Source organism: Paenibacillus macerans, from assembly GCF_900454495.1.
GTDB classification, from domain to species: Bacteria; Bacillota; Bacilli; order Paenibacillales; family Paenibacillaceae; genus Fontibacillus; species Fontibacillus macerans.
The window spans coordinates 1,679,328-1,704,551 of record NZ_UGSI01000002.1 but is presented as its reverse complement, the minus strand read 5'-3'; the positions used below and the strand labels follow the sequence as shown (position 1 = coordinate 1,704,551).

At 55.4% G+C, this 25,224-nt stretch carries 19 protein-coding genes and 1 tRNA gene; 1 reads left to right on the top strand and 19 read right to left on the bottom strand.

Features of this window, described 5'->3' with window-relative positions:
* Nucleotides 1–50: 50 nt before the first annotated feature.
* The 17 genes from DYE26_RS30880 to DYE26_RS30800 all read right to left on the bottom strand — a co-directional run bounded on the left by DYE26_RS30880 (nucleotide 51) and on the right by DYE26_RS30800 (nucleotide 22,175).
* Nucleotides 51–944, bottom strand: coding sequence for an RluA family pseudouridine synthase (locus DYE26_RS30880; RefSeq protein WP_172531744.1), 894 nt, complete (start codon nucleotides 942–944; stop codon nucleotides 51–53).
* A gap of 44 nt (nucleotides 945–988) precedes the next feature.
* Nucleotides 989–2,290: a glutamate-1-semialdehyde 2,1-aminomutase gene (gene hemL, locus DYE26_RS30875; RefSeq protein ID WP_036620477.1), complete on the bottom strand. Its 1,302-nt coding sequence runs from the start codon at nucleotides 2,288–2,290 to the stop codon at nucleotides 989–991.
* Between the two features lie 61 nt (nucleotides 2,291–2,351).
* Nucleotides 2,352–3,356 carry a porphobilinogen synthase gene (hemB, locus tag DYE26_RS30870; protein WP_036620476.1) on the bottom strand — a complete coding sequence of 335 codons (1,005 nt, stop codon included), beginning with the start codon at nucleotides 3,354–3,356 and terminating at the stop codon, nucleotides 2,352–2,354.
* Nucleotides 3,357–4,320: 964 nt separating this feature from the next.
* On the bottom strand, nucleotides 4,321–5,865 hold the full coding sequence (gene cobA, locus DYE26_RS30865; protein ID WP_036627693.1) for a uroporphyrinogen-III C-methyltransferase: 1,545 nt from the start codon (nucleotides 5,863–5,865) through the stop codon (nucleotides 4,321–4,323).
* 6 nt (nucleotides 5,866–5,871) lie between these two features.
* A complete protein-coding gene (gene hemC / locus DYE26_RS30860) occupies nucleotides 5,872–6,867 on the bottom strand; it encodes a hydroxymethylbilane synthase (protein ID WP_036620474.1) in 996 nt (331 codons plus the stop codon).
* Nucleotides 6,864–7,520, bottom strand: a complete 657-nt coding sequence (locus tag DYE26_RS30855) for a precorrin-2 dehydrogenase/sirohydrochlorin ferrochelatase family protein (protein WP_036620472.1) — start codon at nucleotides 7,518–7,520, stop codon at nucleotides 6,864–6,866. Before DYE26_RS30855 ends, hemC begins: the two co-directional genes overlap by 4 nt.
* Before the next feature lie 213 nt (nucleotides 7,521–7,733).
* Nucleotides 7,734–9,128: a glutamyl-tRNA reductase gene (gene hemA / locus DYE26_RS30850; protein WP_036620470.1), complete on the bottom strand. Its 1,395-nt coding sequence runs from the start codon at nucleotides 9,126–9,128 to the stop codon at nucleotides 7,734–7,736.
* Between the two features lie 205 nt (nucleotides 9,129–9,333).
* The gene (speD, locus tag DYE26_RS30845; RefSeq protein ID WP_036620469.1) at nucleotides 9,334–9,732 is read right to left on the bottom strand and encodes an adenosylmethionine decarboxylase; all 399 of its coding nucleotides are present in this window, start codon (nucleotides 9,730–9,732) and stop codon (nucleotides 9,334–9,336) included.
* 321 nt (nucleotides 9,733–10,053) lie between these two features.
* Nucleotides 10,054–10,641, bottom strand: coding sequence for a hypothetical protein (locus tag DYE26_RS30840; protein WP_036620468.1), 588 nt, complete (start codon nucleotides 10,639–10,641; stop codon nucleotides 10,054–10,056).
* A gap of 172 nt (nucleotides 10,642–10,813) precedes the next feature.
* Complete coding sequence (yihA, locus tag DYE26_RS30835) at nucleotides 10,814–11,410, bottom strand: ribosome biogenesis GTP-binding protein YihA/YsxC (RefSeq protein WP_036620467.1); 597 nt, start codon at nucleotides 11,408–11,410, stop codon at nucleotides 10,814–10,816.
* A 282-nt stretch (nucleotides 11,411–11,692) separates the two neighbouring features.
* On the bottom strand, nucleotides 11,693–14,029 hold the full coding sequence (lon, locus tag DYE26_RS30830) for an endopeptidase La (protein ID WP_036620465.1): 2,337 nt from the start codon (nucleotides 14,027–14,029) through the stop codon (nucleotides 11,693–11,695).
* 139 nt (nucleotides 14,030–14,168) lie between these two features.
* Nucleotides 14,169–15,887 carry an ATP-dependent protease LonB gene (lonB, locus tag DYE26_RS30825; protein ID WP_036620463.1) on the bottom strand — a complete coding sequence of 573 codons (1,719 nt, stop codon included), beginning with the start codon at nucleotides 15,885–15,887 and terminating at the stop codon, nucleotides 14,169–14,171.
* Between the two features lie 405 nt (nucleotides 15,888–16,292).
* Nucleotides 16,293–17,414 carry a flavodoxin-dependent (E)-4-hydroxy-3-methylbut-2-enyl-diphosphate synthase gene (gene ispG, locus DYE26_RS30820; RefSeq protein WP_036620461.1) on the bottom strand — a complete coding sequence of 374 codons (1,122 nt, stop codon included), beginning with the start codon at nucleotides 17,412–17,414 and terminating at the stop codon, nucleotides 16,293–16,295.
* A gap of 123 nt (nucleotides 17,415–17,537) precedes the next feature.
* Nucleotides 17,538–18,794 (bottom strand): ATP-dependent protease ATP-binding subunit ClpX, encoded by a 1,257-nt coding sequence (gene clpX, locus DYE26_RS30815; RefSeq protein WP_036620459.1) that lies wholly within the window; start codon nucleotides 18,792–18,794, stop codon nucleotides 17,538–17,540.
* Nucleotides 18,795–18,813: 19 nt separating this feature from the next.
* Nucleotides 18,814–19,398 (bottom strand): ATP-dependent Clp endopeptidase proteolytic subunit ClpP, encoded by a 585-nt coding sequence (clpP, locus tag DYE26_RS30810; RefSeq protein ID WP_036620457.1) that lies wholly within the window; start codon nucleotides 19,396–19,398, stop codon nucleotides 18,814–18,816.
* Nucleotides 19,399–19,669: 271 nt separating this feature from the next.
* A complete protein-coding gene (gene tig, locus DYE26_RS30805) occupies nucleotides 19,670–21,100 on the bottom strand; it encodes a trigger factor (protein WP_036620454.1) in 1,431 nt (476 codons plus the stop codon).
* Between the two features lie 193 nt (nucleotides 21,101–21,293).
* A complete protein-coding gene (locus DYE26_RS30800) occupies nucleotides 21,294–22,175 on the bottom strand; it encodes a hypothetical protein (RefSeq protein ID WP_082208023.1) in 882 nt (293 codons plus the stop codon).
* Nucleotides 22,176–22,649: 474 nt separating this feature from the next.
* Between DYE26_RS30800 and DYE26_RS30795 the strand changes: the two genes are divergently transcribed.
* Nucleotides 22,650–22,723: transfer RNA gene (locus DYE26_RS30795), tRNA-Arg, on the top strand.
* Nucleotides 22,724–22,893: 170 nt separating this feature from the next.
* Here DYE26_RS30795 and DYE26_RS30790 read toward each other — a convergent pair.
* Entirely contained in the window at nucleotides 22,894–23,511 is a 618-nt protein-coding gene (locus DYE26_RS30790; protein ID WP_036620452.1) for a GNAT family N-acetyltransferase, read from the bottom strand.
* Nucleotides 23,512–23,703: 192 nt separating this feature from the next.
* Nucleotides 23,704–24,657: an L-lactate dehydrogenase gene (locus DYE26_RS30785; protein WP_036620450.1), complete on the bottom strand. Its 954-nt coding sequence runs from the start codon at nucleotides 24,655–24,657 to the stop codon at nucleotides 23,704–23,706.
* Between the last annotated feature and the right edge of the window lie 567 nt (nucleotides 24,658–25,224).

Genomic DNA, 25,224 nt, shown 5'->3' with positions numbered 1-25,224 from the left:
TCAGTAAGTTTAAATCAAATGCTTTTGCTCGTCAATAAAAAAAGCTGCGGCTAGCGAAGCTTCGCACGCAGCTTTTGCAGCCCGTCGGGCCAGGGATCTTCAACTTCCACGGTCTCTCCCGTGAGCGGATCGGGAAACGCCAGGCGTTCCCCGTGCAGCGCCTGGTTCGGCAACCGTGCCGTGCTTCCTCCATAAAGCGCGTCGCCGATAAGCGGATGGCCTGCGGCGCTCAGGTGAACGCGGATTTGATGCGTTCGTCCCGTCTCCAGCGTAAGCCGGACCAGACTGGCGCCATGAGCCGGATACACCTCGACGAGTTCCACCCGGGTCAGCGCCGGCTTGCCGGTTGGGGAAACCCGGCGCCGCTGATTGTGGTGGCGGTCCCGGCCGATCGGCTGATCGATCACCTGTAGCTCGGGGCTGACGATGCCGTGGACGAAAGCGATATACGTCCGCCCGATCACCTTGCGGCTCATCGCCTCGTCCAGTTTGAGCTGGGCGTATTCGTTTTTGGCGAACAGCACCGGCCCGGACGTGAAATCGTCCAGGCGGTGGATATGCGCGGCCGCCACCGCTTCTCCGCGGCCAGCGTACAGCGCGGCGACCATATTGGCTAATGTGGCTCGCGGGGCCCCCGGCTTCGCAGCCGCGCCAGTTCCGCTGCCGTCCGGATGGACCTTGACCCCGGCCGGCTTATGTACGACGAGGCTAAAATCGTCCTCGTACAAAACCGCAAGCTGCTCAGCTTCCGCTTCTAGCGGAGCGAATCCGGACTCTCTTGGCGGAAATACCCGCAAGCGCAGCCGATCCCCGGCCAGCTTGACGCCGCCTTCGGCCTGCAGCCGCCGCAGCAGCTTGGGGGGAGCGCCGTAGCTCCCCTCAAGCCAGGCGAGGGCGGCGGTAAGCCGGTCCTGCCCCTCGGCTGGCACCAGCTTGCCAGGCATCAGCTCCAGCCACTCGCCCCGGCGCACGGCGGAAATCCGCGCGTTCACAGCTTTTGCAGCGCGCGGCGGTGCGCTTCGATCGTCAGCTCGATATCCTCGTCGGTATGCACGCCGGATACGAACATGCCTTCGAACTGCGAAGGCGCCACATTGATCCCTTCCTCCACCAGCGCGGCGAAATAACGGCGGAACAGATCGAGGTCGCTGCTTCTCGCCGTTTCATAGTTCACCACTTGCCGGTCCGTGAAAAACGGGCACACCATCGAGCCCACGCGATTGATCGTGCACGGAATGCCGCGCTCCTTGGCGTTTCGCTCGAATCCGTCCGCCAGCTTGGCGGAAAGCCGCTCCAGCCGCTCGTACACCTCCGGCGTCAGCAGCGACAGCGTCGTGTAGCCGGCGGCCATCGCCAGCGGGTTGCCGCTCAGCGTGCCGGCCTGATAAATCGGTCCCGTCGGGGCGATTTGCTCCATGAATTCGCGTTTGCCGCCGTAGGCGCCGACCGGCAGACCGCCCCCGATCACCTTGCCGAGGCAGGTCAAATCCGGCGTAACGCCAAAACGCCCTTGGGCGCAGTTCATATGGACGCGGAAACCCGTCATGACCTCGTCAAAAATCAGCAGGCTGCCGTACTGGCTCGTGATTTTACGCAGTCCTTCCAGGAAGCCGGGCTGCGGCGGTACAACGCCCATGTTGCCGGCAACCGGCTCCACGATCACCCCGGCGATTTCTTCGCCAAAACGCTCGAAAGCCAGCTTCACCGATGCCAGGTCGTTATAGGGCACCGCAATCGTGTTCGCGGCAACGCCTTCCGGCACGCCGGGGCTGTCCGGCAAGCCAAGCGTGGCTACGCCCGAGCCCGCCTTGATCAGCAGGCTGTCGGCATGGCCGTGATAGGAGCCTTCGAACTTCATGATTTTGCTGCGTCCGGTATAGCCGCGAGCCAGCCGGATCGCGCTCATCGTCGCTTCCGTTCCCGAATTGACCATGCGCACGACGTCGATCGAAGGCACGCGTTCCGCGACCAGTCTCGCCATCTCCGTTTCCAGCAGCGTAGGCGCCCCAAAGCTCGTCCCTTTCGCCGCCGTCTCCTGCAGCGCTTTAACGACCTCCGGGTGTGCGTGCCCCATAATCAGCGGGCCCCAGGAGCCCACATAGTCGATAAAGCTGTTTCCGTCGATATCGTACACGCGGGAGCCGATCCCGCGGTCGATGTACATCGGCGTCAAGCCGACCGATTTAAACGCCCGCACAGGGCTGTTTACGCCGCCGGGCAGCACCTTTTTCGCCTCTTCAAAAGCCTGCCGGGAACGCTCTTCGCCCCGCCGTCCGATCGTGTGATTCATGCCGAATCCCCTCCTATGGATCTTATCTTCCTAACCAACAACCATCCTGATTAACATCCGGTTAACGTTTCTCGCGCAGCCACCGCGCCATGTCTTTGGCAAAATAAGTGATAATGATGTCCGCGCCGGCGCGTTTCATCCCAAGCAGCATTTCCGTGACGATCGCGCGTTCGTCGATCCAGCCTTTTTGCGCGGCCGCTTTCACCATCGAATATTCGCCGCTGACGTTGTAGGCCACCAGCGGCAGATCAAACTCGTCCCGCAGCATGCGCAAAACGTCCATAAACGCCAGCGCCGGTTTGACCATCAGCATATCCGCACCTTCCAGCACGTCTGATTCCGCCTCGCGCAGCGCTTCCCGCGCATTGGCCGGATCCATTTGATACGTTTTGCGGTCGCCGAACTGCGGCGCGGAATCGGCCGCTTCCCGGAACGGCCCGTAAAAAGCCGAAGCGTATTTGACGGAATACGACATGATCGGCACATGGGTGAAGCCCGCTTCATCGAGCCCCGTGCGGATCGCCTGCACGAAGCCGTCCATCATGTTGGACGGAGCGATGATGTCCGCGCCCGCCTTCGCCTGCGAAACCGCCGTCTTCACGAGCAGCTCCAGCGACTCGTCATTCAACACGTCCCCGCATACATGCCCATCCCGTTCATAAGTGTGCACCATTCCGCAGTGGCCGTGATCGGTAAATTCGCAAAGGCAGGTATCGGCGACGACGAGCAGATCGGGGTAACGTTTTTTGATCACCCGCGTAGCCTCCTGCACGATGCCGTTATCGACAAATGCGGATGTGCCCACGGCGTCCTTCGTTTCCGGAATGCCGAACAGCAGCACCGCCGGAATGCCCAGGTCGACGATTTCCTTTACTTCCTCCTCCAGCGTATCCAGCGAAAAATGAAACACACCGGGCATAGAAGGAATCTCGTTTTTCACGCCGCTGCCGTACGTCACAAAAATCGGCTGAATAAAGTCGTCCACCGTCAGCACCGTCTCGCGCACCATTCCGCGAATGGCGGCCGATTGCCGCAAACGGCGATGTCTTACAAATGGGTAGTTCATCGCATTAACCTCCTGTATTAAAATGGGAGCCTATCCCGTCAGTGCATTAAAAGCTGGATTTGAACAAAAGAATCGGCCGGTCTTTGAACCTAGCCCGGACCGGAGCGCCGTTTTTCTGCGGAATCTTAAGAACTGGAGCGCTCCACAAAACGATTCTAACGGTTGCCACAAACGCTATTTGTTCCAGAAACGTTGATTTCAAACTCTAACGGTTGCCACAGTGCTTATTTCACTTAAAACCGGCTATTTTGGCCCAGATTAAGGCAAATAACGTCGCTCACAACCGTTAGATTTCCGGCAGGCCCAGTTCTGGCTCGAAAACCTGAACTTTTAGGTCCGATCTGCCACCGCACCAGCCATCGAGCGCATACGGCCCGATCAATCACCAGACTGGCTGGACTGGCTGTTTTCACATGCTCCCTGATCATTCACCTTACTGGCCGATTACCGGTACGCTCCCTGATCATCCACCTTACTAGTAGAATGATCCGGAAATAATATGGCTTATCTACGGACAGGGGCCATGAATCACTTCGTTCTATATTAGACTTGTGCTCAGTATCGTCCCCATAAAATAGAGGAACTTTAGGGTCTTATATTCCGAATTTAAGCCTATTCATCACCATAGGGGAACTTTTGGGTCTTATTCTTCGATGAGCAGGTCGAAAGGCGGCCTTTCGCTACTAAATCGTGAAAATAGCGCCATAAAATTCCTCTATATCACGCAACATGGAGGATATCGCTGAAATAGCGCCCTTTTTTTCCTCTATGCTGTCACCCGAGATCTTTAATAGACTAATTTTGCCGTTTTCTCAAGTCTTCACTTGCCATCATGCTAACGTTATTTCCAGAATCGTCTACTAACCGTTAACCGCACGCTTCTTGATCATCCACCTTACTGACGATTACCACATGTTCCCCGATCCTCCGCCATCATAACCGACCGATCGCTTCGTGCCGGCCGCTAGACCGAGGCGCCCCGCTCTTTCCAATCGCAAAGGGCCTCGATCAGGCTGGGGATCGTCGCCTCCTTGGCCAGGATCGACACGCGCAGCCCCGCTTCCTCCGCCGTGCGCGCGGTGACCGGCCCGATGCAGGCGATTTCCGCGCCCCGCAGCGCCGCCACCGGATCGGCTACGCCCATGCCCGACAGCGCGGCCAAAAGATGGGTCACCGTCGAGGAGCTGGTGAAGGTCACGGCATGGATCCGGCCCTTCTCCAGCAGCTTGATGAGCTCTTCATCCTTTTCGCCGGCCGGAACCGTCTCATACATGACCGCCTCGGTGACGGCCAGCCCTTGATCGCGCAGCGCCTCCGGCAGCCACGCCCGGGCAAGATCCCCGCGCGGCAGCAGTACGCTTTGGCCGGGCACAAGCTCCGGGCCGTACGCTTCCAACAGGCCTTCGGCTTGAAACCGGCCCGGCAACTCCTCGGCAGCGATGCCGCGCTCGCGCAGCGCCGCCAGCGTGGCCGGCCCTACGGCCGCAATGCGCGCCTTATACAGCGCGCGAATGTCTTTTCCCAGTCTCTCCAGGTGCTTGAAGAAATAGTCGACGCCGTTGACGCTGGTGAAAAACGCCCAGTCGTACGTCTCCAGGCGGCTTAGCGCCTCGTCCGTCCGTTCCAGCGCCGCGCCGCTCGGCATCGAAATCTGGATGACCGGGAACTCGTACGGCTCGCCGCCCAACTCCTCGATGCCGCGGACGAGATCGCTCGCCTGGGAGCGGGAGCGCGTCACTAATATCCGCTTGCCGAACAAAGGCATGGCCTCCGCCCACAAGAGCTGCTCGCGCTGATTCACCACCTCGCCGACGACAGTGACCGCCGGCGGCTTAAAGCCGGCGTCAAGCACCTTTTGCTCGATGTCGGCCAGCGTCCCGGTCAGCGTCTCCTGCTCCGCCCGGGTTCCCCAGCGCACCAGCGCCACCGGCGTCTCCGGGGGCCGGCCGTGGGCGATCAGCTGCTTGCTGATATAGCCGATATTCGCCACGCCCATCATAAACACGAGCGTGCCCGTCGCGTTCGTCACCTTTTCCCAGTTGATGGACAAGTCCAGCTTATCCGGGCTTTCATGGCCGGCGATGATCGATACGGAGGAGGCCAAATCGCGGTGGGTAACCGGGATGCCGGCATAAGCCGGAACGGATATCGCCGCGGTGATGCCCGGTACGATTTCATAAGGAATCCCGTGCTTGCGCAGCAGTTCGGCCTCCTCGCCCCCCCGCCCGAAAACGGTAGGGTCCCCGCCCTTCAAACGCACCACGGTTTTCCCCGCAAGCGCCAAATCGACCAACAGCCGGCTAATATCCTCCTGTTTCATCGTATGCCGGTCGGTCCGCTTGCCAACGTAAATTTTCTCGGCTCCCGGCTTCGCTTTTCTCAAAAGGCTTGGATTGGCCAGGCGGTCATATACGATAACATCTCCCTTTTCGATGCAATCCAGCCCCTTTAGCGTAATCAACCGCGCATCCCCCGGGCCGGCGCCGACCAAATATACTCTCCCCGTCATGTCCATTCACTCCTCGGCTTCCTTAAGTAACGCGTCCGCCCCTTGGGCCAGCAGCAGCCCGGCAATTCGCTCGCCCAAGGCCACCGGATCTTCCCCTACGGCACTCTCCTTCAAAATAACCCGGCCGTCCGCCGAGCCGACCATGCCGGTCAGCCTGATCCGCGGAGCGCGGCCGGAGCCTGGCTCGCCGCCGCCCGCGCCGCCTTCTTCCGGCGCTTGTCCGCCCGCCCGCTCCAAATTCGCGTAAGCGCCGATCGGCACCTGGCAGCCGCCGTTCAGCACGGCGAGAAAACGGCGCTCCGCCGCCACGGTAAGCGCGGTGTCCGGGTCGTTGTACAAGGATAACAGCTCCCGCAGCTCGGCATCGTTTTCCCGGCATTCGATCCCAAGCGCGCCCTGGCCGACCGCCGGCAAACAAACGTCAGCGGACAGGTAAGCCGTGACCCGATTCTCCCAGCCCATCCGCTGCAGGCCCGCCGCCGCCAAAATAATCGCGTCGAACCCCTCCTCTTCAAGCTTGCGCAGGCGGGAATCGATATTTCCCCGGACCGGCTCGAGCACGAGATCCGGGCGGTAGGCCAGCAGTTGGCTGGAGCGGCGCAAGCTGCTCGTGCCGACGCGCGCGCCTTGCGGCAGCTCGTGCAAGTGAAGACCGCTGCGGGAGATAAGCGCGTCCCGCGGGTCCTTCCGCAGCGGCACTCCCCCGTTGATCAATCCTTCCGGGAGCACGGACGGCATATCTTTCATGCTGTGAACCGCCATATCGATTTCCCCGTCCAGCATCGCCTGTTCGATCTCCTTGACGAACAACCCCTTGCCGCCGATTTTCGACAGGGTCACATCCAGGATGCGGTCGCCTTTGGTGACGATTTTTTTGATCTCAAACTCAAACGGAAGTCCATGCGCCCGGCACAGTTCCTTCAAATCGCCGATCACCTGTTCCGTTTGCGTTAATGCCAGCTGGCTTTGTCTTGTCCCTACCACAATCGTACGCTTCGTCATCCGCTATTCCTCCGTTGTTCTTCTTCGATCCAGGCCGCGATCTCCGCTTCGCTCCACGGCGTGAAGCCGCCTTGCCGGATCGACGGCAAAATATCCAGCTCACCCAGCCTGGCCAGTAGCCGTTTGCGCCGCTCTTTATCTTCAACCTGCTGCTTGACCCGAGTCCGGACCAAGCTTAGAAATTCGACATATTGTTCATATGTATCGCCAAAACGCCGGTCGATCTCGCGGCATAATTCCCTGGCCGCCGCAGGTCCCGCTCCCGAAGTGGACACCCCGATCACCAGCTTGCCGCGGCGGACGACGCTGGGGGTGATAAAACTTCCCCGCGCTCCGTCGGCGGTATCGTTTACCGGAATCCCGAGCATTTCCGCCTCCTTCACGATACTATCGTTCACCTGCCGGGAATCGGTAGCCGCAAACACGAGAAACGCCCCTTTCAGGTCCCCTTCCCGGTACTCGCGCGCCAACCAGGCGATCTCCCCTTCCCGAACGCGGTCCTGAAGCCAGGCCGTCACGCCGGGGCTAATCACCGTAACGACCGCGCCGGCCTCCGTCAAAGCGGCCGCTTTGCGTGCGGCGACAGTACCCCCGCCGACGATCACACAGCGGCGGCCTTCCAAATTCAACATAACGGGCATATAATGGGGCATCGTTTTATCCACTCCCGGACATTTGGTTCATCACGTTAATAGCATACCCTACCCTGCCGTATTTTGCCATTGCCAGCCTAAAAACCGAGCTTCTCCGCACAAGAAAAAGCCCCGCGCCCCCCGCTTCTTTTCGAATTCCAGCCATGCAATTCGAAAAACCAAGCAGAGGGCTCAGGGCATTCCCGAGGGCCGTTTCTCTCCCTTATGCAAATGTTAAACCGGCACCTTCGCCAAAGGAAGTTCGGCTTCGCGCACAATAGGCGCTTCGGTCGGCCCGACATCTTCGTTTTCAAGGGAGGCGGCGCTTTCCTCTCCCGACGGCGCGGCCGCGCCCGCTTCCAGATGCTTCTCAAGCGCAAAGATCTGCGTAAACATCTCCAACGCTTCGGCCCCCTGTTTCCCGCCGGCCATTTCCTTGATCCGGTTGATCGGATCATGCATCATCTGGTTCAGGATGCTTTTGGTCAGCCGCCGGATCACCTTGCGCTGGCGTTCATCCAGCTCAGGCAGCTTATTAAACATACTGTCCAGCGTGCTTTCATGAATATGGGCGGCCTTTTCCTGCAGGGCGCGGATCACCGGTTTGACGCCAAGCGTTTGCAGCCAGTTCGCAAACACCTGCATTTCCTCTTCGATCATCTTATCGATTTTCACCGCTTCGGCCCGGCGCATCTCCAAGTTGTTCTCCACGATACCCTCCAGATCGTCGATATCATACAAAAACACGTTCTCAAGCTCGCCGATCTCCGGCTCGATATCCCGCGGCACCGCGATATCGATCATAAAGAGAGGACGGTCCGGGCGCCGCTTCATGCTGCGCGCGACCTGCGCCGACGTGATCACGTATCCTTCCGCTCCGGTGGAGCTAATCAGAATATCCACGTCCGCCAGCCGCTCCATCGCTTCCTGCATCGTGCACGGCGTGCCGTCAAACTTGGCGGCGAGCTCCTGGGCGCGGGCATAGGTCCGGTTGGCGACGATAACTTCGTCCGCTCCGCCCCCGCTTAAGTGCTTCGCGGTGAGCTCGCTCATCTTGCCGGCGCCGAGGATCAGCACCCGCTTGCCGCTAAAGCTGCCGAAGATCCGTTTGCCCAGCTCCACCGCCGCATAGCTGATGGAAACGGCGCTTTCGCCGATGGCGGTTTCCGAATGGGCGCGTTTCCCGAGCGTCACGGCTTGCTTAAACAGCATGTTGAACCAGGTCCCCGTCCCCTTCTCGCGCTGCGACAGCAAAAACGCGCTTTTAACCTGGCCAAGGATCTGCGTTTCGCCCAGCACCATCGAATCCAGGCCGCAGGCGACCCGGAACAGATGGCGTACGGCTTGTTCATCCTCATACATATATAAATGGCGGGTAAATTCTTCGCGCGGAACCCCAAACCAGCGTTCCATAAAGCTGCGGATAAAATACCCGCACATGTGCAGTCGATCGACCACCACATAAATTTCCGTCCGATTGCAGGTCGCGATAATAACGCCTTCCAATACACTTTTGGTGCGTAAGAGCTCCTGCAGCGCTTGCGGCATGTCTTTCTCCGCGAAGGAGAAGCGTTCTCTGACTTCCACAGGCGCCGTGCGATAGTTTAACCCGACTACGACAATGTGCATTGCAAGTTCACCTGCCTTCTTTTTGATGTTCAATCACCAACCGTAAACAAACTATGTTAATTATATCACAGAGGACGTCCATAACTCGTTCATTTCCGTGAGTTTTTTATGAATTATTTATGAAGTCGGCGATAACAAAACAAATAACCATGGAATTGTTCCATGGTTATCTTATTTTTCCCATATTTCCAAAATCTATGATGGATTACGCAAATTCCGCTTTTTTGGCAGGCGAATCTTCGACTTCCAGTTCGCCCAGCCCGCGAACCAGCTGCTTTGCGTAAATTTTCTCCGGTTGCAAAACGGACACCAGGTAATCGACGGCCAACCCGGGCTCCACCATTTCTCCGCAAGTGTAGCAATCGATGGCGGCAAACCCTCTCTCAGGATACGTATGGATCGAGAGATGGCTCTCCGACAGCATCACAAGCACCGTAGCGCCTTGTGGTTCGAACTGTCTCGATTGTATGGACAGCACCGTGGCTCCGCAAGCTTCGGCGGCTTCCACCAAATGAGCTTCGAGGAGATCCGCGTTGTTCAGTACATCGAAGTCGACTCCCCAAACATCAGCAGCAACGTGTCTTCCGAAAGTTGAATGTTCCATCTTCCGGTTCCCCCTTCCTAGGAATAAAATGTTTGGAAAAATTTCATCCGCTAGGACCTACGTCATTCACTTCCCGAGGGAAAAATCTCTCGCAACATCTCCATGTCCTGAGTGAATCCTGGTTCCTATATTCTTTTCAACGAGATTAAAAATAACATCTCCCGGGGACAATTGCAACCTTTTTTTTAAAAAAGCGCCGCGATCCCTCCTCCCCGCCCTTACCTGAAAAAAGCTACCCATAATCCGGGTAGCTTTCCTTAGTACTTTATGCCGTTATCAGATCAAGGGTGACTTGCCGCCGCACCGGCGAACCGAAAAAATTCAAGCCTCCAGCACAAACAATCTCCGGGAGCAGTCCCGCAATTCCGCGTCGATCCGCTCCACTTCCCCCGCATCCTGCGCGATAAAGCGGGCATCCAGCAAAGCGTTGATATTCCTGTGGATTCGGTCAATCTCGATCTCCGCCTCATTGCTGCGATAGATGCGCGCCAGCTCTCCCGCCGTATCCTTGAGTTCAAAAACAAGCTTGTAGGAATCCCGGGAATATTCGACGATTTTGCGAACTCGGCCTTCCTGATAATAATACATCATCATGAATCCATTATAAATTCTCGTTACCATGCCGCTGCCTTTGAAAGCCGCGAACAGCAGTCTCATCACGTTCGTGAGATGGGGTTGTTCCAAGCGGAAAGACAATTCACAGACGTAATATCCGTCTTTACGGTCAAAAGGCAGATGCACTTCCTCCCCGCCGTCATCCTCCAGCACCACCTCTTGCCCGCCGTTTTCGAGCACCTTCACCCGCTGGCGCACATGAGGATCGTACACTTTGTGAATAAACTGCGACATCTGAACTTCCGACAAACGCAAACTGGCGTTAACATACTCTGTGGCTAACCGCTGAGCCATAAAAATCTCCTCAATTCTTTTACAATCGCTTTATCATAATTATACACTACGATCAAAAGTGTTTGCTCAGCGGCCAAAACGTGAATTCACGCCATTTTTCAGAAAAAACCGGATTCAGCCGTTTTTAACCGCAAAAATCCCGCTTCATGCTCACTTTCCTGCGGAAACTGCTTCAAATCCCTTCCATATCCGTTGATTTGTTTATCAGCCCCCACAGCTCATCCTTCCCGATGCCTTCCTCCGAAGAGAACAGGATGACGGGATCTCCGGCCCGCAGGACCAGCGCTTCCTTAATGATTTTCAAATGCTTCGGCCAGCGCGTTTTCGGCACCTTGTCCGCCTTAGTGGCCACGACGCAAACCGGAAGCTCATACGCCTTCAGCCAATCGTACATCAGTTCGTCGTCCTTGGAAGGCGGATGCCTTAGATCGACGATCAGGATCACGAGCTTCAGCGTTTCCCGCTCCATTAAATACTTTTCGATCATTTTGCCCCAGGCTTCACGCTGCGATTTCGATACTTTGGCGTAACCGTAACCGGGGACGTCCACGAAATAGAGCTGGTCGTTGATGCGGTAGTAATTCAAATGCTGCGTTTTTCCGGGAGTTGAACTCGTGCGGGCCAAATTTTTGCGGCCTATCATGCGGTTGATCAAAGATGATTTGCCGACATTGGAACGCCCTGCCAGAGCGATCTCCGGCAAGGCGTCGTCGGGATATTGGTTTGGACCCACGGCACTGATCACAAATTCTGCTTTTGTCACTTTCATCGTTCCAAATCCTCTCTACAAGCGCAGTGATATGCTATTGGAGCAATATAAGGTTGAACTATTGATTATACGTGATAGGGCAGCCGTGTGAAATGTTCTTATGATCGCTGTTGTTCACGGATTTCTTTCCACTAAATTCGGAAGTTGTAGAAATCCGTTCACAAAGGCGACCACTGCCGTTTCTTCAGAATCATTTCCCACTCTTGCCTAACTCCAGCATTTCTTTAGTTCAACTTATACAGGATCTTAATCCAGGATCACAACCCAGCAGCTTAAGCCGCGTTAATGCACTTCGGGATGCTCCACAAGGGCGTGCTCAAGCACTTGATCCATATGGGACACCGGCACGAACTCGACCTCTTCCTTGACGCTTTCGGGGATATCCCGCAGATCGCGCTCATTGTCTTTGGGAAGCAGGATTTTCCGGTAGCCGGCCCGGTGGGCGGCCAGCGATTTCTCCTTCAGCCCCCCGATTGGCAGCACGCGGCCGCGCAGCGTAATTTCTCCGGTCATGGCCACGTCCTTAGAGACATGACGGTTCGTCAGCGCGGAAATGAGCGCCGTGGCGATCGTAATCCCGGCCGACGGGCCGTCTTTGGGGATCGCGCCTTCGGGAATATGGATATGGATATCGTTTTTCTCGTGAAAATCCAGCGGGATGCCGAGCTCCGCCGCTTTGGAGCGGGTATAGCTGAACGCGGCCTGCGCCGACTCCTTCATCACGTCACCCAGCTTGCCGGTCAAGGTCAGCTTGCCGCTGCCCGGAACGACCGTGACTTCGATCATCAGCGTCTCCCCGCCGACCTCCGTCCAGGCCAGCCCGGTGACCGTGCCGATCTGATCCTCCAGTTCGGCGATGCCGTAACGGTATTTCGGCACGCCCAAATAATCTTTGATATCGTCGGGTCCGATCGCGATCTTCTCCTTGCCCTCGGACACGATTTGCTTGGCCGCTTTGCGGCACAGCGCCGCAACTTGCTGCTCGAGACCCCGTACCCCCGATTCGCGCGTATATTCGCGGATCGTCTTAAGCAGCGCATCCTCCCCGATTTCCAGCTGTTCGGCCGCAAGGCCATGCTCTTTCTTCTGCTTCGGCAGCAGGTAGCGGGTAGCGATCTGCAGCTTCTCCAGCTCCGTATATCCCGGAATGAACAGCGTTTCCATCCGGTCGAGCAGCGGGCGCGGAATATTGTGCACCGCGTTGGCCGTCGTAATAAACATCACGTTCGACAAGTCGAACGGCACCTCGATAAAATGATCGCTGAACGTGTTGTTCTGCTCGGGATCAAGCACTTCCAGCAGCGCCGCAGAAGGATCGCCGCGAAAATCGGAGGCCATCTTGTCGATCTCGTCCAGCAGGAACACCGGATTCAGCGTCCCCGCCGACTTCATGCCCTGGATGATGCGCCCCGGCATGGCCCCGACATACGTGCGCCGGTGGCCGCGGATCTCCGCTTCGTCCCGCACGCCGCCGAGCGAAATGCGGACGAACTCCCGCCCTAGCGAACGGGCGATCGAACGGGCCAGCGAGGTTTTGCCCACCCCGGGCGGCCCGACAAGGCAGAGGATGGGACCCTTGAGCTTTTTGACGAGCTTTTGCACGGCCAGATATTCCAGCACCCGCTCCTTCGGCTTATCCAGCCCGTAATGGTCCTCGTCCAGCACCTGCTCGGCTTTGGCCAAGTCCAGGTCGTCTTCCGTTTTTTCATGCCACGGCAGGCTCAGCAGCCAATCGACGTAATTGCGGATTACGCCGCCCTCCGCCGAACTCGGGGGCATTTTCTCCAGCCGGTCGATTTCTTTCTCAGCCTTTTCCCTGACCTTTTCCGGAAGCCGCTTCTCCTCCATTTGCGCGCGCAGTTCCTCGGCCTCTCCGGCCCGGCCTTCTTTCTCGCCAAGCTCCTTTTGGATCGCTTTCATCTGCTCGCGCAAGTAGTATTCCTTCTGCGTCTTCTCCATCTGTTTCTTGACGCGTTGGCTGATCTTCCGTTCCAGTTCAAGCACTTCGCGTTCATTATTCAAAATGTCCAGCAGCTTCTCCAGCCGTTTCCGGACATCGATCGTTTCCAAAATTTCTTGCTTGTCCTTAATCTTCAAGGACAGGTGGCTGGTGATCACATCGGCGAGGCGCCCCGCCTCTTCGATATCCGATACCGCGGCGAGCGTCTCCGGCGTGACCTTCTTGGACAGATTGATATAATGTTCAAATTGGGTTAAAACCGTGCGCATCAGCGCGTCGATTTCCGGATCGACCGTTTCCTCCTCCGGACGCTCCTTGGCGATAACCTCGTAATATTCGTCATTATCCAGGTATTCGATAATTTCGGCGCGCTCCATTCCTTCCACCAACACTCGAATCGTGCCATTGGGCAGCTTCAGCATTTGGCGGACTTTCGCAACGGTCCCGATACGAAAAATATCTTCTTGCGTTGGTTCTTCAATGTTCACTTCGGATTGAGAACAGAGGAGAATCAGGTTATCTTCGACCATCGCTTTTTCCAGAGCTTTTACGGACTTCTCGCGGCCCACGTCCAAATGCAGAACCATGCTCGGGTAGACGAGAAGGCCCCGTAAGGGTAGCAAAGGAAAGCGCCGGCCTTTTGATTTATGCGGTCCCATCGCTTATGCACCTCCAAACGTTCTCGTTAGATATCATTGCTATTTTAGCAAATGTTACATAAAAACACCAACGAGGAGCGGCCGCTTAAGCAGCAGCCGCCCCCCGGAGCGCCATTCCCGGCAAGCCGCGGACGCGCGCCTACATCGTCCCGCCTTGCGACGGGGATTCCGCGTGCAAAAACGGCGCGGGCGCCGGAGTCGGGGCAAACAGCTCCCCGCCGGTCGAAAATCCCAAGTTTTTCTCGGCTTCCGGACCGAACACATGGCGGAACACCTCGGCCACCGTCTCGACGGGGATGACGCTTAAGCCTTCCAGCCCCTCGAACAGCGACTGCCAGTTGTCCTTCGGGATCAGTACGGTCGTCGCTCCCGCCTGGAACGCCGCTTCCACTTTGGCCACGACCCCGCCGACGGGCTTCACCTTGCCGTGGATTCCCAGCTCGCCGGTCATGGCGATCTGATGGTTCACCGGCACCCGCTTGATCGCCGAGGCGATGGCGGTGGCGATGGCGAGGCCCGCGGACGGTCCGTCGATCGGCGTTCCGCCCGGGAAATTAATATGAAGATCGTAATTGGAAGGGTGCAGGCCCATGCGCTGCAGAACGGTCAGCACGTTCTCCACCGATCCCTTGGCCATGCTCTTGCGCCGCAGCGTCCGGCTGCCCCCGCCGATTTCCTCTTCGTCCACCATACCGGTGATATTGTAGGTGCCCCTTCCTTTTTCCGCCGGTACCGCCGTCGCTTCGATTTCCAGCAGCGTTCCCATATTCGCGCCGTACACCGCCAGCCCGTTGACGACGCCTACTTCCGAACGCTCGGGGATTTTGCGGTCCGGCCGGGGCGCAAGCTGACTGCTGGTGGCCACCCACTCCAGATCCGAAGCGAGCAGGTGATCGCGTTTCTCCGTCAAGGCCAGCCCGGCGGCGAGCTGCACCATATTGACGGCTTCGCGGCCGTTGGTCGCGTACTTTTTAATGACGTCCACGGCTTCGGGACAAGGCTGAAAGCCGATCCGCCCCACCGCGTCTTCGGCGATCCGGGCGATTTCCTCCGGCAGCAGCGGGCGGAAATAGATTTCCATGCAGCGCGAACGCAGGGCCGCCGGAATTTCCTGCGGCGATCTTGTCGTTGCTCCGACCAGCCGGAAATCCGCGGGCAGTCCGTTTTGAAAAATATCGTGAATATACGCCGGCGTATTCGTATCTTCGGAATTGTAATAAGCGCTCTCGAGATACACCTTGCGGTCCTCCAGCACTTTAAGCAGCTTGTTCATCTGGATGGAATGCAGTTCGCCGATCTCGTCGATGAACAAAATCCCGCCGTGCGCTTTCGTTACGGCCCCCGGTTTCGGCTGGGGGATGCCGGCGACGCCCATCGCTCCGGCCCCTTGATAAATCGGGTCGTGCACCGACCCGATCAACGGATCGGCGATGCCCCGCTCATCAAAGCGGGCGATCGTCGCGTCGATTTCCACGAATTTGGCGTCGCTCTTAAACGGGGACACCGGATTTTTTTTCGCCTCTTCCATCACGACGCGCGCTGCCGCGGTTTTACCCACGCCCGGCGGCCCATAGATGATGACATGCTGCGGATTGGCGCTGCACAGCGCAGCTTTTAACGCCCGCAGTCCGTCCTTTTGCCCGACGATATCGTTCATCGTGGCCGGACGCGTCCGCTCCGCCAACGGCTTGGTGAGCGAAATGGCCCGCAGCTTGCGCAGCTTCTCCATCTCCTTCCGCGATTCCCGGTCCACCGCCACCCGGTTCCCTTTCTGGCTGCGCAGCTGATTCCAGAAATAGAGTCCGATCACGACGGCAAAAAACATTTGAACGGACATCAGGATGAGATTTAAATCCATAACGAACGCCTCCCTCACTTTTGACTGATACTTGGTAGTATAGCCTTTTCGCACCAAGGTAAAACGAGGTTTTTGCGGAGAGTTTGGAAAAAGAAAAAACTCCACTGAAAAATATAGAGGCAAAAAAGGTCGCTATTCCGGAGGTAACAGTCAATTTGAGAGAAATAGGGGAAATTTATGCCGCTATTTTCCCCGTCGCAAGGAAAACGACCACGTTCTGAACCATTCTTAAGAAAATAAGTACAAAAAATTCCGCTAATGAGGATGAACATGCCAGGCTAAGGGTAATAAGAACATAAAGTTCCGCTATTTTGAAGGTTGGCCAATAAGAAAAACGTAAGTTATACTTCCTGATATCAAAAAAACCGCAAGCCGCCTTGTCATCGGCAGCTTGCGGGTGGATTGTTATGATTTCACGCGGGCACGGTGTTCTTTGCGTCCGGGAATTTCCCCGGTCGCTTCGTACACTTCCACGATATGATCGATTTCTTTCTTCAATTCGTTAAGCAGTTCGGCTTCCGGCACCTTGCGGATCATTTCGCCGTAACGGAACAAGAGGCCTTCGCCCCGGGCGCCGGCGATGCCGATGTCGGCTTCGCGCGCTTCGCCCGGTCCGTTGACGGCGCAGCCGAGCACGGATACCTTGATCGGAACCTTCAGATTGGCAATGTAGGCTTCCACTTCGTTGGCGATGGAAAACAGATCGATATCCAGCCGGCCGCAGGTCGGGCAGGACACCAATGTAGCCGCATTGGAAATCAGACCAAACGTTTTGAGCAGTTCGCGGGCAACCTTCACTTCCTCCACCGGATCGGCGCTCAGCGAGATGCGCAGCGTCGAGCCGATGCCCATCGACAGCAGCGCGCCGATGCCGGCCGCGCTCTTCACGGTTCCCGAGAACAGCGTTCCGGCTTCCGTGATCCCCAAATGCAGCGGATAAGGAATCGCCTCCGCCGCTTTCGTATAAGCCGCGATCGCCATCGGGACGTCGGAGGCTTTCAGCGACACGATGATGTCGTGGAAGTCCAAGTCCTCCAGGATGCCGATATGGAACAAGGCGCTTTCCACCATCGCTTCCGGTGTCGGATAGCCGTATTTCTCCAGCAGGTGATTCTCCAGCGACCCGGCGTTGACGCCGATCCGGATGGGGATCCCCCGCTCCTTGCAGGCCTTCACGACGGCCTCCACCTTCTCGCGGCGGCCGATATTGCCCGGATTGATCCGCACCTTGTCGATGCCGTTCTCGATCGCCATAAGCGCCAGCTTGTAGTTGAAATGGATATCGGCGACGAGCGGGATGTGGATTTGCTTCTTGATTTCCTTGATCGCCGCAGCCGCTTCCTCATTATTCACCGTCACGCGCACCAGTTGGCAGCCCGCTTCTTCCAAACGGTGGATCTCGGCTACCGTAGCGGCCACATCCGCCGTTTTGGTCGTGCACATGCTTTGGATGATGACTTCGTTGCTGCCGCCGATCGTCAGATTTCCGACTTTGACCGGCCGCGTATCTTGTCTCAAGAATGTCATTTCAGGTCTCTCCCAAACGATCAAAGCTCCACCCCTGCAAAGGGACGCTCATGGAAGCGACCCTTAACGCAAAGGTGGAGAACCTTGACATCTATTTTGTCGCGCTATCCGGCCGCATCAGCCTTACGCGCTCTCTTCCTGCTTTTTATTTTTCTTCTTGGCCAGTTCCGGGCTGGTTTTCTCCACAACGACTTTTTCGGTGATGACGCAGTCCGCAATATCGTCGCGGGACGGCACTTCGTACATCACGTCCAGCATAATGCCTTCGATGATGGCGCGAAGTCCGCGCGCGCCGGTATTGCGTTTGATCGCTTCGCGCGCAATCGCCTCAAGCGCTTTGGGCTCAAACGTCAAGTTGACGTTGTCGAGTTCAAGCAGCTTCTGGTACTGTTTGACCAGCGCGTTTTTCGGTTCGGACAAAATTCGTACAAGCGTTTTTTCATCCAGCGGCTCGAGCGTCGAGATGACCGGCAAACGCCCTACGAATTCCGGGATCAACCCGAATTTGAGCAAATCCTCCGGCAGCACCATCGACAAATATTCGCCCGGCTTCAATTCTTTTTGACCGTCGTTAACGGCATTGAAGCCGATCACTTTTTTGCCGATCCGGCGTTTGATCATCTGCTCCAGGCCGTCAAACGCGCCTCCGCAAATGAACAAAATGTTCGTCGTATCGATTTGGATAAATTCCTGATGCGGATGCTTGCGACCGCCTTGCGGAGGAACCGAAGCCACGGTGCCCTCCAAAATTTTCAGCAGTGCCTGCTGAACGCCTTCGCCGGAGACGTCGCGGGTAATGGACGGATTCTCCGATTTGCGCGCCACTTTATCGATTTCGTCGATGTAGATGATACCGCGTTCCGCTTTTTCCACATCATAATCTGCCGCTTGAATCAGCTTCAGCAAAATGTTCTCCACGTCTTCGCCAACGTATCCCGCTTCCGTCAGGGACGTCGCATCGGCGATCGCGAACGGAACGTTCAAAATTTTCGCCATCGTTTGCGCGAGCAGCGTTTTGCCGGAACCGGTCGGCCCGAGCAGCAGGATGTTGCTCTTTTGCAGCTCCACGTCTTCGATCTTGCTTTGCGTGTTGATCCGTTTGTAATGATTGTAAACCGCTACGGACAACGATTTCTTCGCTTGCTCCTGGCCGATGACATACTGGTCCAAAATATCGCGGATTTCCTTCGGTTTCGGGATTTCCTTGAGGTCCAGCTCCTCTTCGTGCCCGAGCTCCTCCTCCACGATCTCCGTGCACAGCTCGATGCATTCGTCGCATATATAAACGCCCGGTCCGGCTACAAGCTTGCGTACCTGCTCCTGCGATTTGCCGCAGAACGAGCATTTCAATTGTCCTTTTTCGTCATTGAATTTAAACATGTAAACACCCCTTTATGATTTAATGGGCTGATGTGATGACCTTGTCGATAATCCCGTAGTCCTTAGCCTCTTCCGCGCTCATGAAAAAGTCACGGTCTGTATCACGCTCGATTTTCTCAAGGGGCTGACCCGTCCGCTCCACATAAATCTGGTTGAGCTTCTGTCTCGTCTTGATAATCCAGTCGGCATGAATTTTAATATCCGTCGCCTGACCGCGAACGCCTCCAAGCGGCTGATGAATCATAACTTCACTGTTGGGCAGGGCAAAACGCTTGCCAGGCGCCCCGGCCGTAAGGAGCAGCGATCCCATGCTCGCAGCCATTCCTACGCAGATCGTGGACACGTCAGGCTTGATGTATTGCATCGTATCATATATACCCATCCCGGCAGTGACAGAACCACCCGGCGAATTAATGTACAGGTGAATATCTTTCTCAGGGTCTTCGGCCGCCAAAAACAACAGTTGGGCAATCACGAGATTGGCAACTTCATCATCAATAGCGTTGCTGAGAAAAATGATGCGATCTTTAAGAAGTCTTGAATAGATGTCGTAAGATCGTTCTCCCCGATTCGTTTGTTCTACGACCATAGGTACCAGACTCATGCGACCAACCTCTTTTCTTTTTCAGATTCACTTTCGGTTTACAGAAACATTCTACCATGTTCAAAGCCTCATGTCATTTTTCACACGATACAGTTTATGTTGATTTCTACACATTATATAACCGCCGGCTTGTCAGGTGCCAATTGGAAATAAATGTATCGGCAAATGATGAAAAATTAAGGCACGCATTTGTATACGTGCCCTAACGTTTATCTTGATGTATCTCATGGGAGGCTTGTCTGTCTATAACCGAGAACGCCTCGCGGCGAGACTATTCCTCGTCCTTAGCCTCTTCCGCTTCTTTTTTGTCGGCGTCGGCTTTCGATTCGGCCGCCTTCGTCGATTTTTTCGCCGTTTTCTTGGCTGCCGGTTTGCTTCCTTCTTTCGCTTTCGGCGCTTCCGCTTGATCGGCCGGAACTTCTTTGCTGTTCTCCAGCAGGAAATCGATCGTCTTGCGGATGAGAATTTCATCATTCAAGCTGTCCAGCGAACGGTTGGCCGCCAAAATGTTGCGAATTTCTTCCGGCGTGCGTTTGTAAGCTTCGGCCATTTCCGCCAGCTCTTTATCAACGTCTTCTTCCGTCACTTTGAGCTCTTCGGCTTTGGCAATTTGCTCCAGCACCAAATTGTTGCGAACGCGTTTTTGAGCGTCGTCTTTCATTTGAGCTCTCATATCGTCAACCGTTTGACCAGAGAAACTCAGGTACATCTCCAGATTCATGCCCTGGGAACGAAGACGGTTGTCGAAATCGCGCAACATGTTCTCCACTTCATTGTTAATCATCGCTTCCGGAATTTCCACTTCCGCGCTTTCTCCGATTTTGTCGACGAGAGCCGCTTCACGGGCGCCCTTGGCTTCTTGTTCCTTGCGGGTTTGCAGCTGTTTCTTCAAGTCCTCTTTGAACTCGTCCAGCGTATCGAATTCGCTGACATCCTTCGCAAATTCATCGTCAAGCTCCGGGAGCTGTTTGCGTTTGATCTCATGGACTTTAACTTTAAATACAGCTTCCTTGCCGGACAATTCTTCAGTATGGTAAGTTTCCGGGAAAGTTACGGTAATGTCCTTGAAATCGCCGGTAGCCATGCCCACGACTTGATCCTCGAAGCCAGGGATAAACGAATTGCTTCCAAGCTCCAGGGAATGACGCTCTGCCTTGCCGCCTTCAAACGGAACTCCGTCAACGAAACCCTCGAAGTCGATAACAGCGATATCGCCATTCTTCGCAGCTTCTTCATCGATGACAATCAGTTCGGCATGGCGCTGCTGCAGACGCTCAAGCTCTTCGTTCAGCTCATCTTCGGTAACTTCCGCGTTGACCGCAGGTACTTCGACGCCTTTGTAATCGCCAAGCTTCACTTCCGGTTTAACCGTCACTTTCGCTTTAAACTTGAACGGCTGCCCCTTGGCAAACTGCTCAACGTCCACTTCTGGACGATCCACCGGGAAAATCTCCGCTTGGTCGACGGCTTCGCTGTATACTTCAGGAAGCAAAATGTCGATGGCGTCCTGATACAGACTTTCCACGCCGAAACGTGCTTCAAAGATCGGGCGAGGCACCTTGCCTTTACGGAAGCCAGGTACATTCGCTCTTTTCACCACTTTTTGAAACGCTTTATCGAGTGCGGCGGCTACACGTTCCGCTTCCACTTCGACCTCGAGAACGCCGAGGTTCTTCTCTATCTTTTCCCAGGTTGCTTTCATTTTATGCCTTCCCCTCCAAATTTCACATATACTAAAATACTGAAACCGAATCGCGTATAAAACAGCTATCATGGTTCCAGTATAGCTGTCCCTATGAACACGATCAGAATAACCATTATATTATAAACAACAATACATCTTTTTACAAGAGCCGATCGTAAAGCCGATCGTAGAGCCGGTCATTCGCCCGCGCCTATCTTTCCTGAACACCGCTCACCGCCACAACCTGGCGGATGGACCGGCTAACCTGCTCAAACCGAAGCCTATGTTCATCGGTAATCCCGTACAACGCGCGGATTTCCTCGTCGGTTTTGCCGTCCGGCAGGCTGTCCGCGACCAGTTGGTGAAGCGCCGCCGCCCAAATGTCGATAACCGTATCGTCACCGTCGATCAGCGAACGATAGTCCCTTCCGCCGTACAAACCCATCACAATTTGCGACCACAGCTCCTGGGCAAAATAAAACAATGTTGGATCGTGCACCTGAGTCTGCTCACCCACCCTTTCGGGCACTTCCTGCACGGCCGGAGGGAAATCATCGGGTTTCAGCGGAACCGACTCGATGTCAATCTCCACCTTTTCCCCTGCGCGCTCGATGGCAAGCGTCCCCACCGTGCCGCGGCGGCGCAGCGTCTGCAGCACCCGATACTGAAGCAGCGGATGGAGCTCCTCTTGATGCAACCATTCGGTCAGCGCCTCGTCCACTTCCGGACGATCCAAATAAGCAAGCTGGTCCAAAGCCAAAAGGGTTTGCTCGGACAACGGCTTATCTATTACCGCGCTCAGCAGTTTACCGGCATATTCCTGATCCTGTTCGAGCTTTGCCTCGACATGACGTCTGGCCAACGCTTCTTCCGTCTCATAGCCGTCATCCTCCGCGGCCGGGGAACCGTTCTGAAGCTCGGGAAAAGCGTCGGTAAGCCACTCCAGCAGTGCCCGCCATTCTTCATAGTGGCGCGGATCTTCCCCCTGGCACTGCAGCAGAAACCGCAAAAGATCCGCGGCTTCCCCGTATCTCTCGGTTTCCAGCATCCGGGTCAGTTCGATTTGGTAGTAATCGAGCGTTTTCGGAAACAATACGATGTTGTCCTTCTCATCGGGTCGAAAATGGCTGATAAGGGCACCTCCTTTCTTCCGCACTGCATTAATTGAGATTATAGCATAGACCCGGTCCAAGGCAAAAATCCCGGAGTTAAACTCGCCGCCGCCCCCCTCGTCCAACAAATTCATCGGGTAAACCGAGGGGGCGATAAACAACAGGTTGCTGAAAAAGTTGGGTCCGAAACAATGGGGGATGATACGGGAAGGCGCAGCTTCTCGAGTGGCCCTCTCAAGCGGATAACTAGCGAACATTTCGAGTGGATCGTATTTCTAACGGTTGCATTCACCGTTATTTCTATTAAATCAAGAATGGATTGGTCACCAGGTCTTGTGGTCAACACCGATTTATCGAGGTTGAGCCAAAAAACTGCGATCAAGTGCAAAATTTATATTGCTAACCCAAGCATCCTGTGATACAATAAATTTTGCTTGTAAATTTTATTTTATTTTGTCTCAGTAGCTCAGCTGGATAGAGCAACGGCCTTCTAAGCCGTCGGTCGGGGGTTCGAATCCCTCCTGGGACGTATAAAAGCTCTCTTCGGAGAGCTTTTTTGTCGTACAAAGGGATAAGAACTTCTTGAGAAGGTTCGCCGTAGTAAACCAACCGCGTTAGCTGGTGGAGTCTTGATCGGCAGCGAGAGCACACCAAATGGGACAATAATCATATTACGAGTGTATGTTCCTGTCCGGTACACTATTCATGTTGCCGTAACGAGGAATTGTCCGCGCGTTTCTTCATATATATCCTGGCGTTGAAGCCCGCCTGCTTCCGAAACCACCTTTGCGGTTTTCTTTTAAATTCGGCATATCCCAATTTCTCATACAAACGTACCGCTGCCGTGTTGGTGTCTACAACCTCCAAAATATATTCATCAAAATCCAGAACAGCGTGAAGGTGGTCATGCAAACGGGTGGCAACCCCCTTGCCTCTGGCCGCTTCCGCAGTTGCCACCGCTTCGAAATAGCACTGCCGGTCCTTCAAGCCCAGCGGCTTTTCCAGCTCCTGCCGGACGAAAGCATGGAACAGGCTTCCTTTCAGCCAGCCTAGTTCTTTGCGCAAAACGTCCCGATCCAACCGAAACGCCCGCAGCCGGCCCGCGGAAAACGCAAAAATACCCAACACTTTCCCATCCATTAACGCCACAAAAAAACGCTCCTTGACCAAAGCGTGCTCCAGCGCCCTAACCAACCTCGCCCGATCCTTGGAAAAAAACTGCAGAGATTGAAAAAAGCCGTCCACGAAAACTTCCGTCGCCTGCCTTAAACCGTCCTGTCCAAGCTCGGCCAGATTCCGGATGACAATTCCATCCATGATCCCATCGCTCCCATTTATTTTTTCTAACTATATAACAGGGAGCAAAAAGGTAGAACCGCCGCAGGAAGGAGCGAGCCATCCACCGTCGGGCTTACGCCGACCGGCTGACTTGCGCACTTGCTTAGTCAAAAAAACAACCGCCTCAAAACTAAGGCGGATGTCCCAAAAGTTAAACCGGCTTATAAGTGATTACCGCCGCTGCAAACTTTGGATCGCAGATTTAAGTATGCCGCAGGAATGCTCGAATTTATGCCGCTCCTCCTCCGCCAAATTCAGCTCCAAAATCTCCACAATACCGCCACCGCCGATAATGGCCGGCACCCCGGCGCATACCCCGGATTGCCCGTATTCGCCATCAAGGACCGCGGACACGGCGATAATTTTGTGCTCGTCGTTCAGAATCGAACGGACGATAAAGCTAAGCGCGTTGCCGATGCCGAATTGTGTATTGCCTTTACGGGTAAAAATCTCCCAGCCGGCATCCTTCGTTTTCTTGGCGATTTCGTCCAAATCGACATGGCGAAAACGCTCTTTGTGCTGGTCGAGAATGTGCAGCAACGGTTTGCCGCCGATCGTCACATGCGACCATGCCACAAACTGCGAATCGCCGTGCTCACCCAACACATAGCCGTTAACGCTGCGCGGATCGATGGAAAACACTTCCGACAGCAGCGTTTTAAGCCGGGCCGAATCGATCGAAGTGCCGGTGCCGATCACCCGGTTCCGCAGAAAACCTGACACCTGGCGTACAATATACGTAACAATATCAACCGGGTTGGCTGCGACGACAAAAATGCCGTCAAACCCTCCGTCCACAAGCCGGCTAACGATATCCCGAGTAATTTTTTCCGCGTCCCCAAGCACGTCCAGCCTCGTTTGCCCCGGCTTCGGATTAGCTCCGGCCGTAAGTACCACCACATCAACGTCACGACAGTCCTCCAAACGCCCGGCAACGACCTTCGTGCGCGTCGAGGTAAAATCCATGCAATGAGACAAATCGAGCGCATGCGCCACCGCGCGGTCATAGGTCCGGTCGATCATCATAATTTCCTCGCTGATGGATTGGTTAATCATGGAATAGGCACAAGCCGTGCCGACCAATCCGGAACCCACAATGGCCACCTTTCTGAACTTTTTTTCCATCTCGCCGCCTCCTGCCCTTCTCTTTGCTATATCTTATTCTCTAAACTATAACTGGAAGCCCAATATATGTGAAAATAATTGACATCATATTATCTTCCCTCAAATGCTCTTCAAAATGATGGGGGAAAGTTGACATAGAGTAGCCAAGCATCAGGAGAGTATAAGAAAAACGCCTGACGGCGCCCTTTTATGGCTCTGATTTCTACTTTGGAACGACTGGAGGCTCTTCCTAAGCTTTGGAGGCCGCTCTAACGGACACCAGCGACCTTATCAGCTCATTTCCCCGGTATTTCCCAGCCTGACGGTATCACATGACCCTGATCGGCTTTTTGGGCTGCTTCGTTGGTCAAGTCGAGCAGCTGTTGTAAGTCAACCAGCCAATCAAGTAGGCACCAGGTGAGGGGCTGTCTAAAGGGTCCGTGTCTTGGTGGTACCCCTGACTGCTGCCTGCCTTTGCACGATTATCCCTTTCGTCCAGGGAGCAGGGAGCAAGGGGACTAGAGTAAGGGTTCCAAAAAAAGAGAGAAGAAAAAAACAAAAAAGATGAGGAAAAAATGAGGCGGTTCA

What these genes read in the sequence shown, in the direction of transcription:
- DYE26_RS30880 (WP_172531744.1), bottom strand. Translation starts at nt 944, where the DNA reads ATGCCTGGCAAGCTGGTGCCAGCCGAGGGGCAGGACCGGCTTACCGCC.
- hemL (WP_036620477.1), bottom strand. Translation starts at nt 2,290, where the DNA reads ATGAATCACACGATCGGACGGCGGGGCGAAGAGCGTTCCCGGCAGGCT.
- hemB (WP_036620476.1), bottom strand. Translation starts at nt 3,356, where the DNA reads ATGAACTACCCATTTGTAAGACATCGCCGTTTGCGGCAATCGGCCGCC.
- cobA (WP_036627693.1), bottom strand. Translation starts at nt 5,865, where the DNA reads ATGACGGGGAGAGTATATTTGGTCGGCGCCGGCCCGGGGGATGCGCGG.
- hemC (WP_036620474.1), bottom strand. Translation starts at nt 6,867, where the DNA reads ATGACGAAGCGTACGATTGTGGTAGGGACAAGACAAAGCCAGCTGGCA.
- DYE26_RS30855 (WP_036620472.1), bottom strand. Translation starts at nt 7,520, where the DNA reads ATGCCCCATTATATGCCCGTTATGTTGAATTTGGAAGGCCGCCGCTGT.
- hemA (WP_036620470.1), bottom strand. Translation starts at nt 9,128, where the DNA reads ATGCACATTGTCGTAGTCGGGTTAAACTATCGCACGGCGCCTGTGGAA.
- speD (WP_036620469.1), bottom strand. Translation starts at nt 9,732, where the DNA reads ATGGAACATTCAACTTTCGGAAGACACGTTGCTGCTGATGTTTGGGGA.
- DYE26_RS30840 (WP_036620468.1), bottom strand. Translation starts at nt 10,641, where the DNA reads ATGGCTCAGCGGTTAGCCACAGAGTATGTTAACGCCAGTTTGCGTTTG.
- yihA (WP_036620467.1), bottom strand. Translation starts at nt 11,410, where the DNA reads ATGAAAGTGACAAAAGCAGAATTTGTGATCAGTGCCGTGGGTCCAAAC.
- lon (WP_036620465.1), bottom strand. Translation starts at nt 14,029, where the DNA reads ATGGGACCGCATAAATCAAAAGGCCGGCGCTTTCCTTTGCTACCCTTA.
- lonB (WP_036620463.1), bottom strand. Translation starts at nt 15,887, where the DNA reads ATGGATTTAAATCTCATCCTGATGTCCGTTCAAATGTTTTTTGCCGTC.
- ispG (WP_036620461.1), bottom strand. Translation starts at nt 17,414, where the DNA reads ATGACATTCTTGAGACAAGATACGCGGCCGGTCAAAGTCGGAAATCTG.
- clpX (WP_036620459.1), bottom strand. Translation starts at nt 18,794, where the DNA reads ATGTTTAAATTCAATGACGAAAAAGGACAATTGAAATGCTCGTTCTGC.
- clpP (WP_036620457.1), bottom strand. Translation starts at nt 19,398, where the DNA reads ATGAGTCTGGTACCTATGGTCGTAGAACAAACGAATCGGGGAGAACGA.
- tig (WP_036620454.1), bottom strand. Translation starts at nt 21,100, where the DNA reads ATGAAAGCAACCTGGGAAAAGATAGAGAAGAACCTCGGCGTTCTCGAG.
- DYE26_RS30790 (WP_036620452.1), bottom strand. Translation starts at nt 23,511, where the DNA reads ATGGATGGAATTGTCATCCGGAATCTGGCCGAGCTTGGACAGGACGGT.
- DYE26_RS30785 (WP_036620450.1), bottom strand. Translation starts at nt 24,657, where the DNA reads ATGGAAAAAAAGTTCAGAAAGGTGGCCATTGTGGGTTCCGGATTGGTC.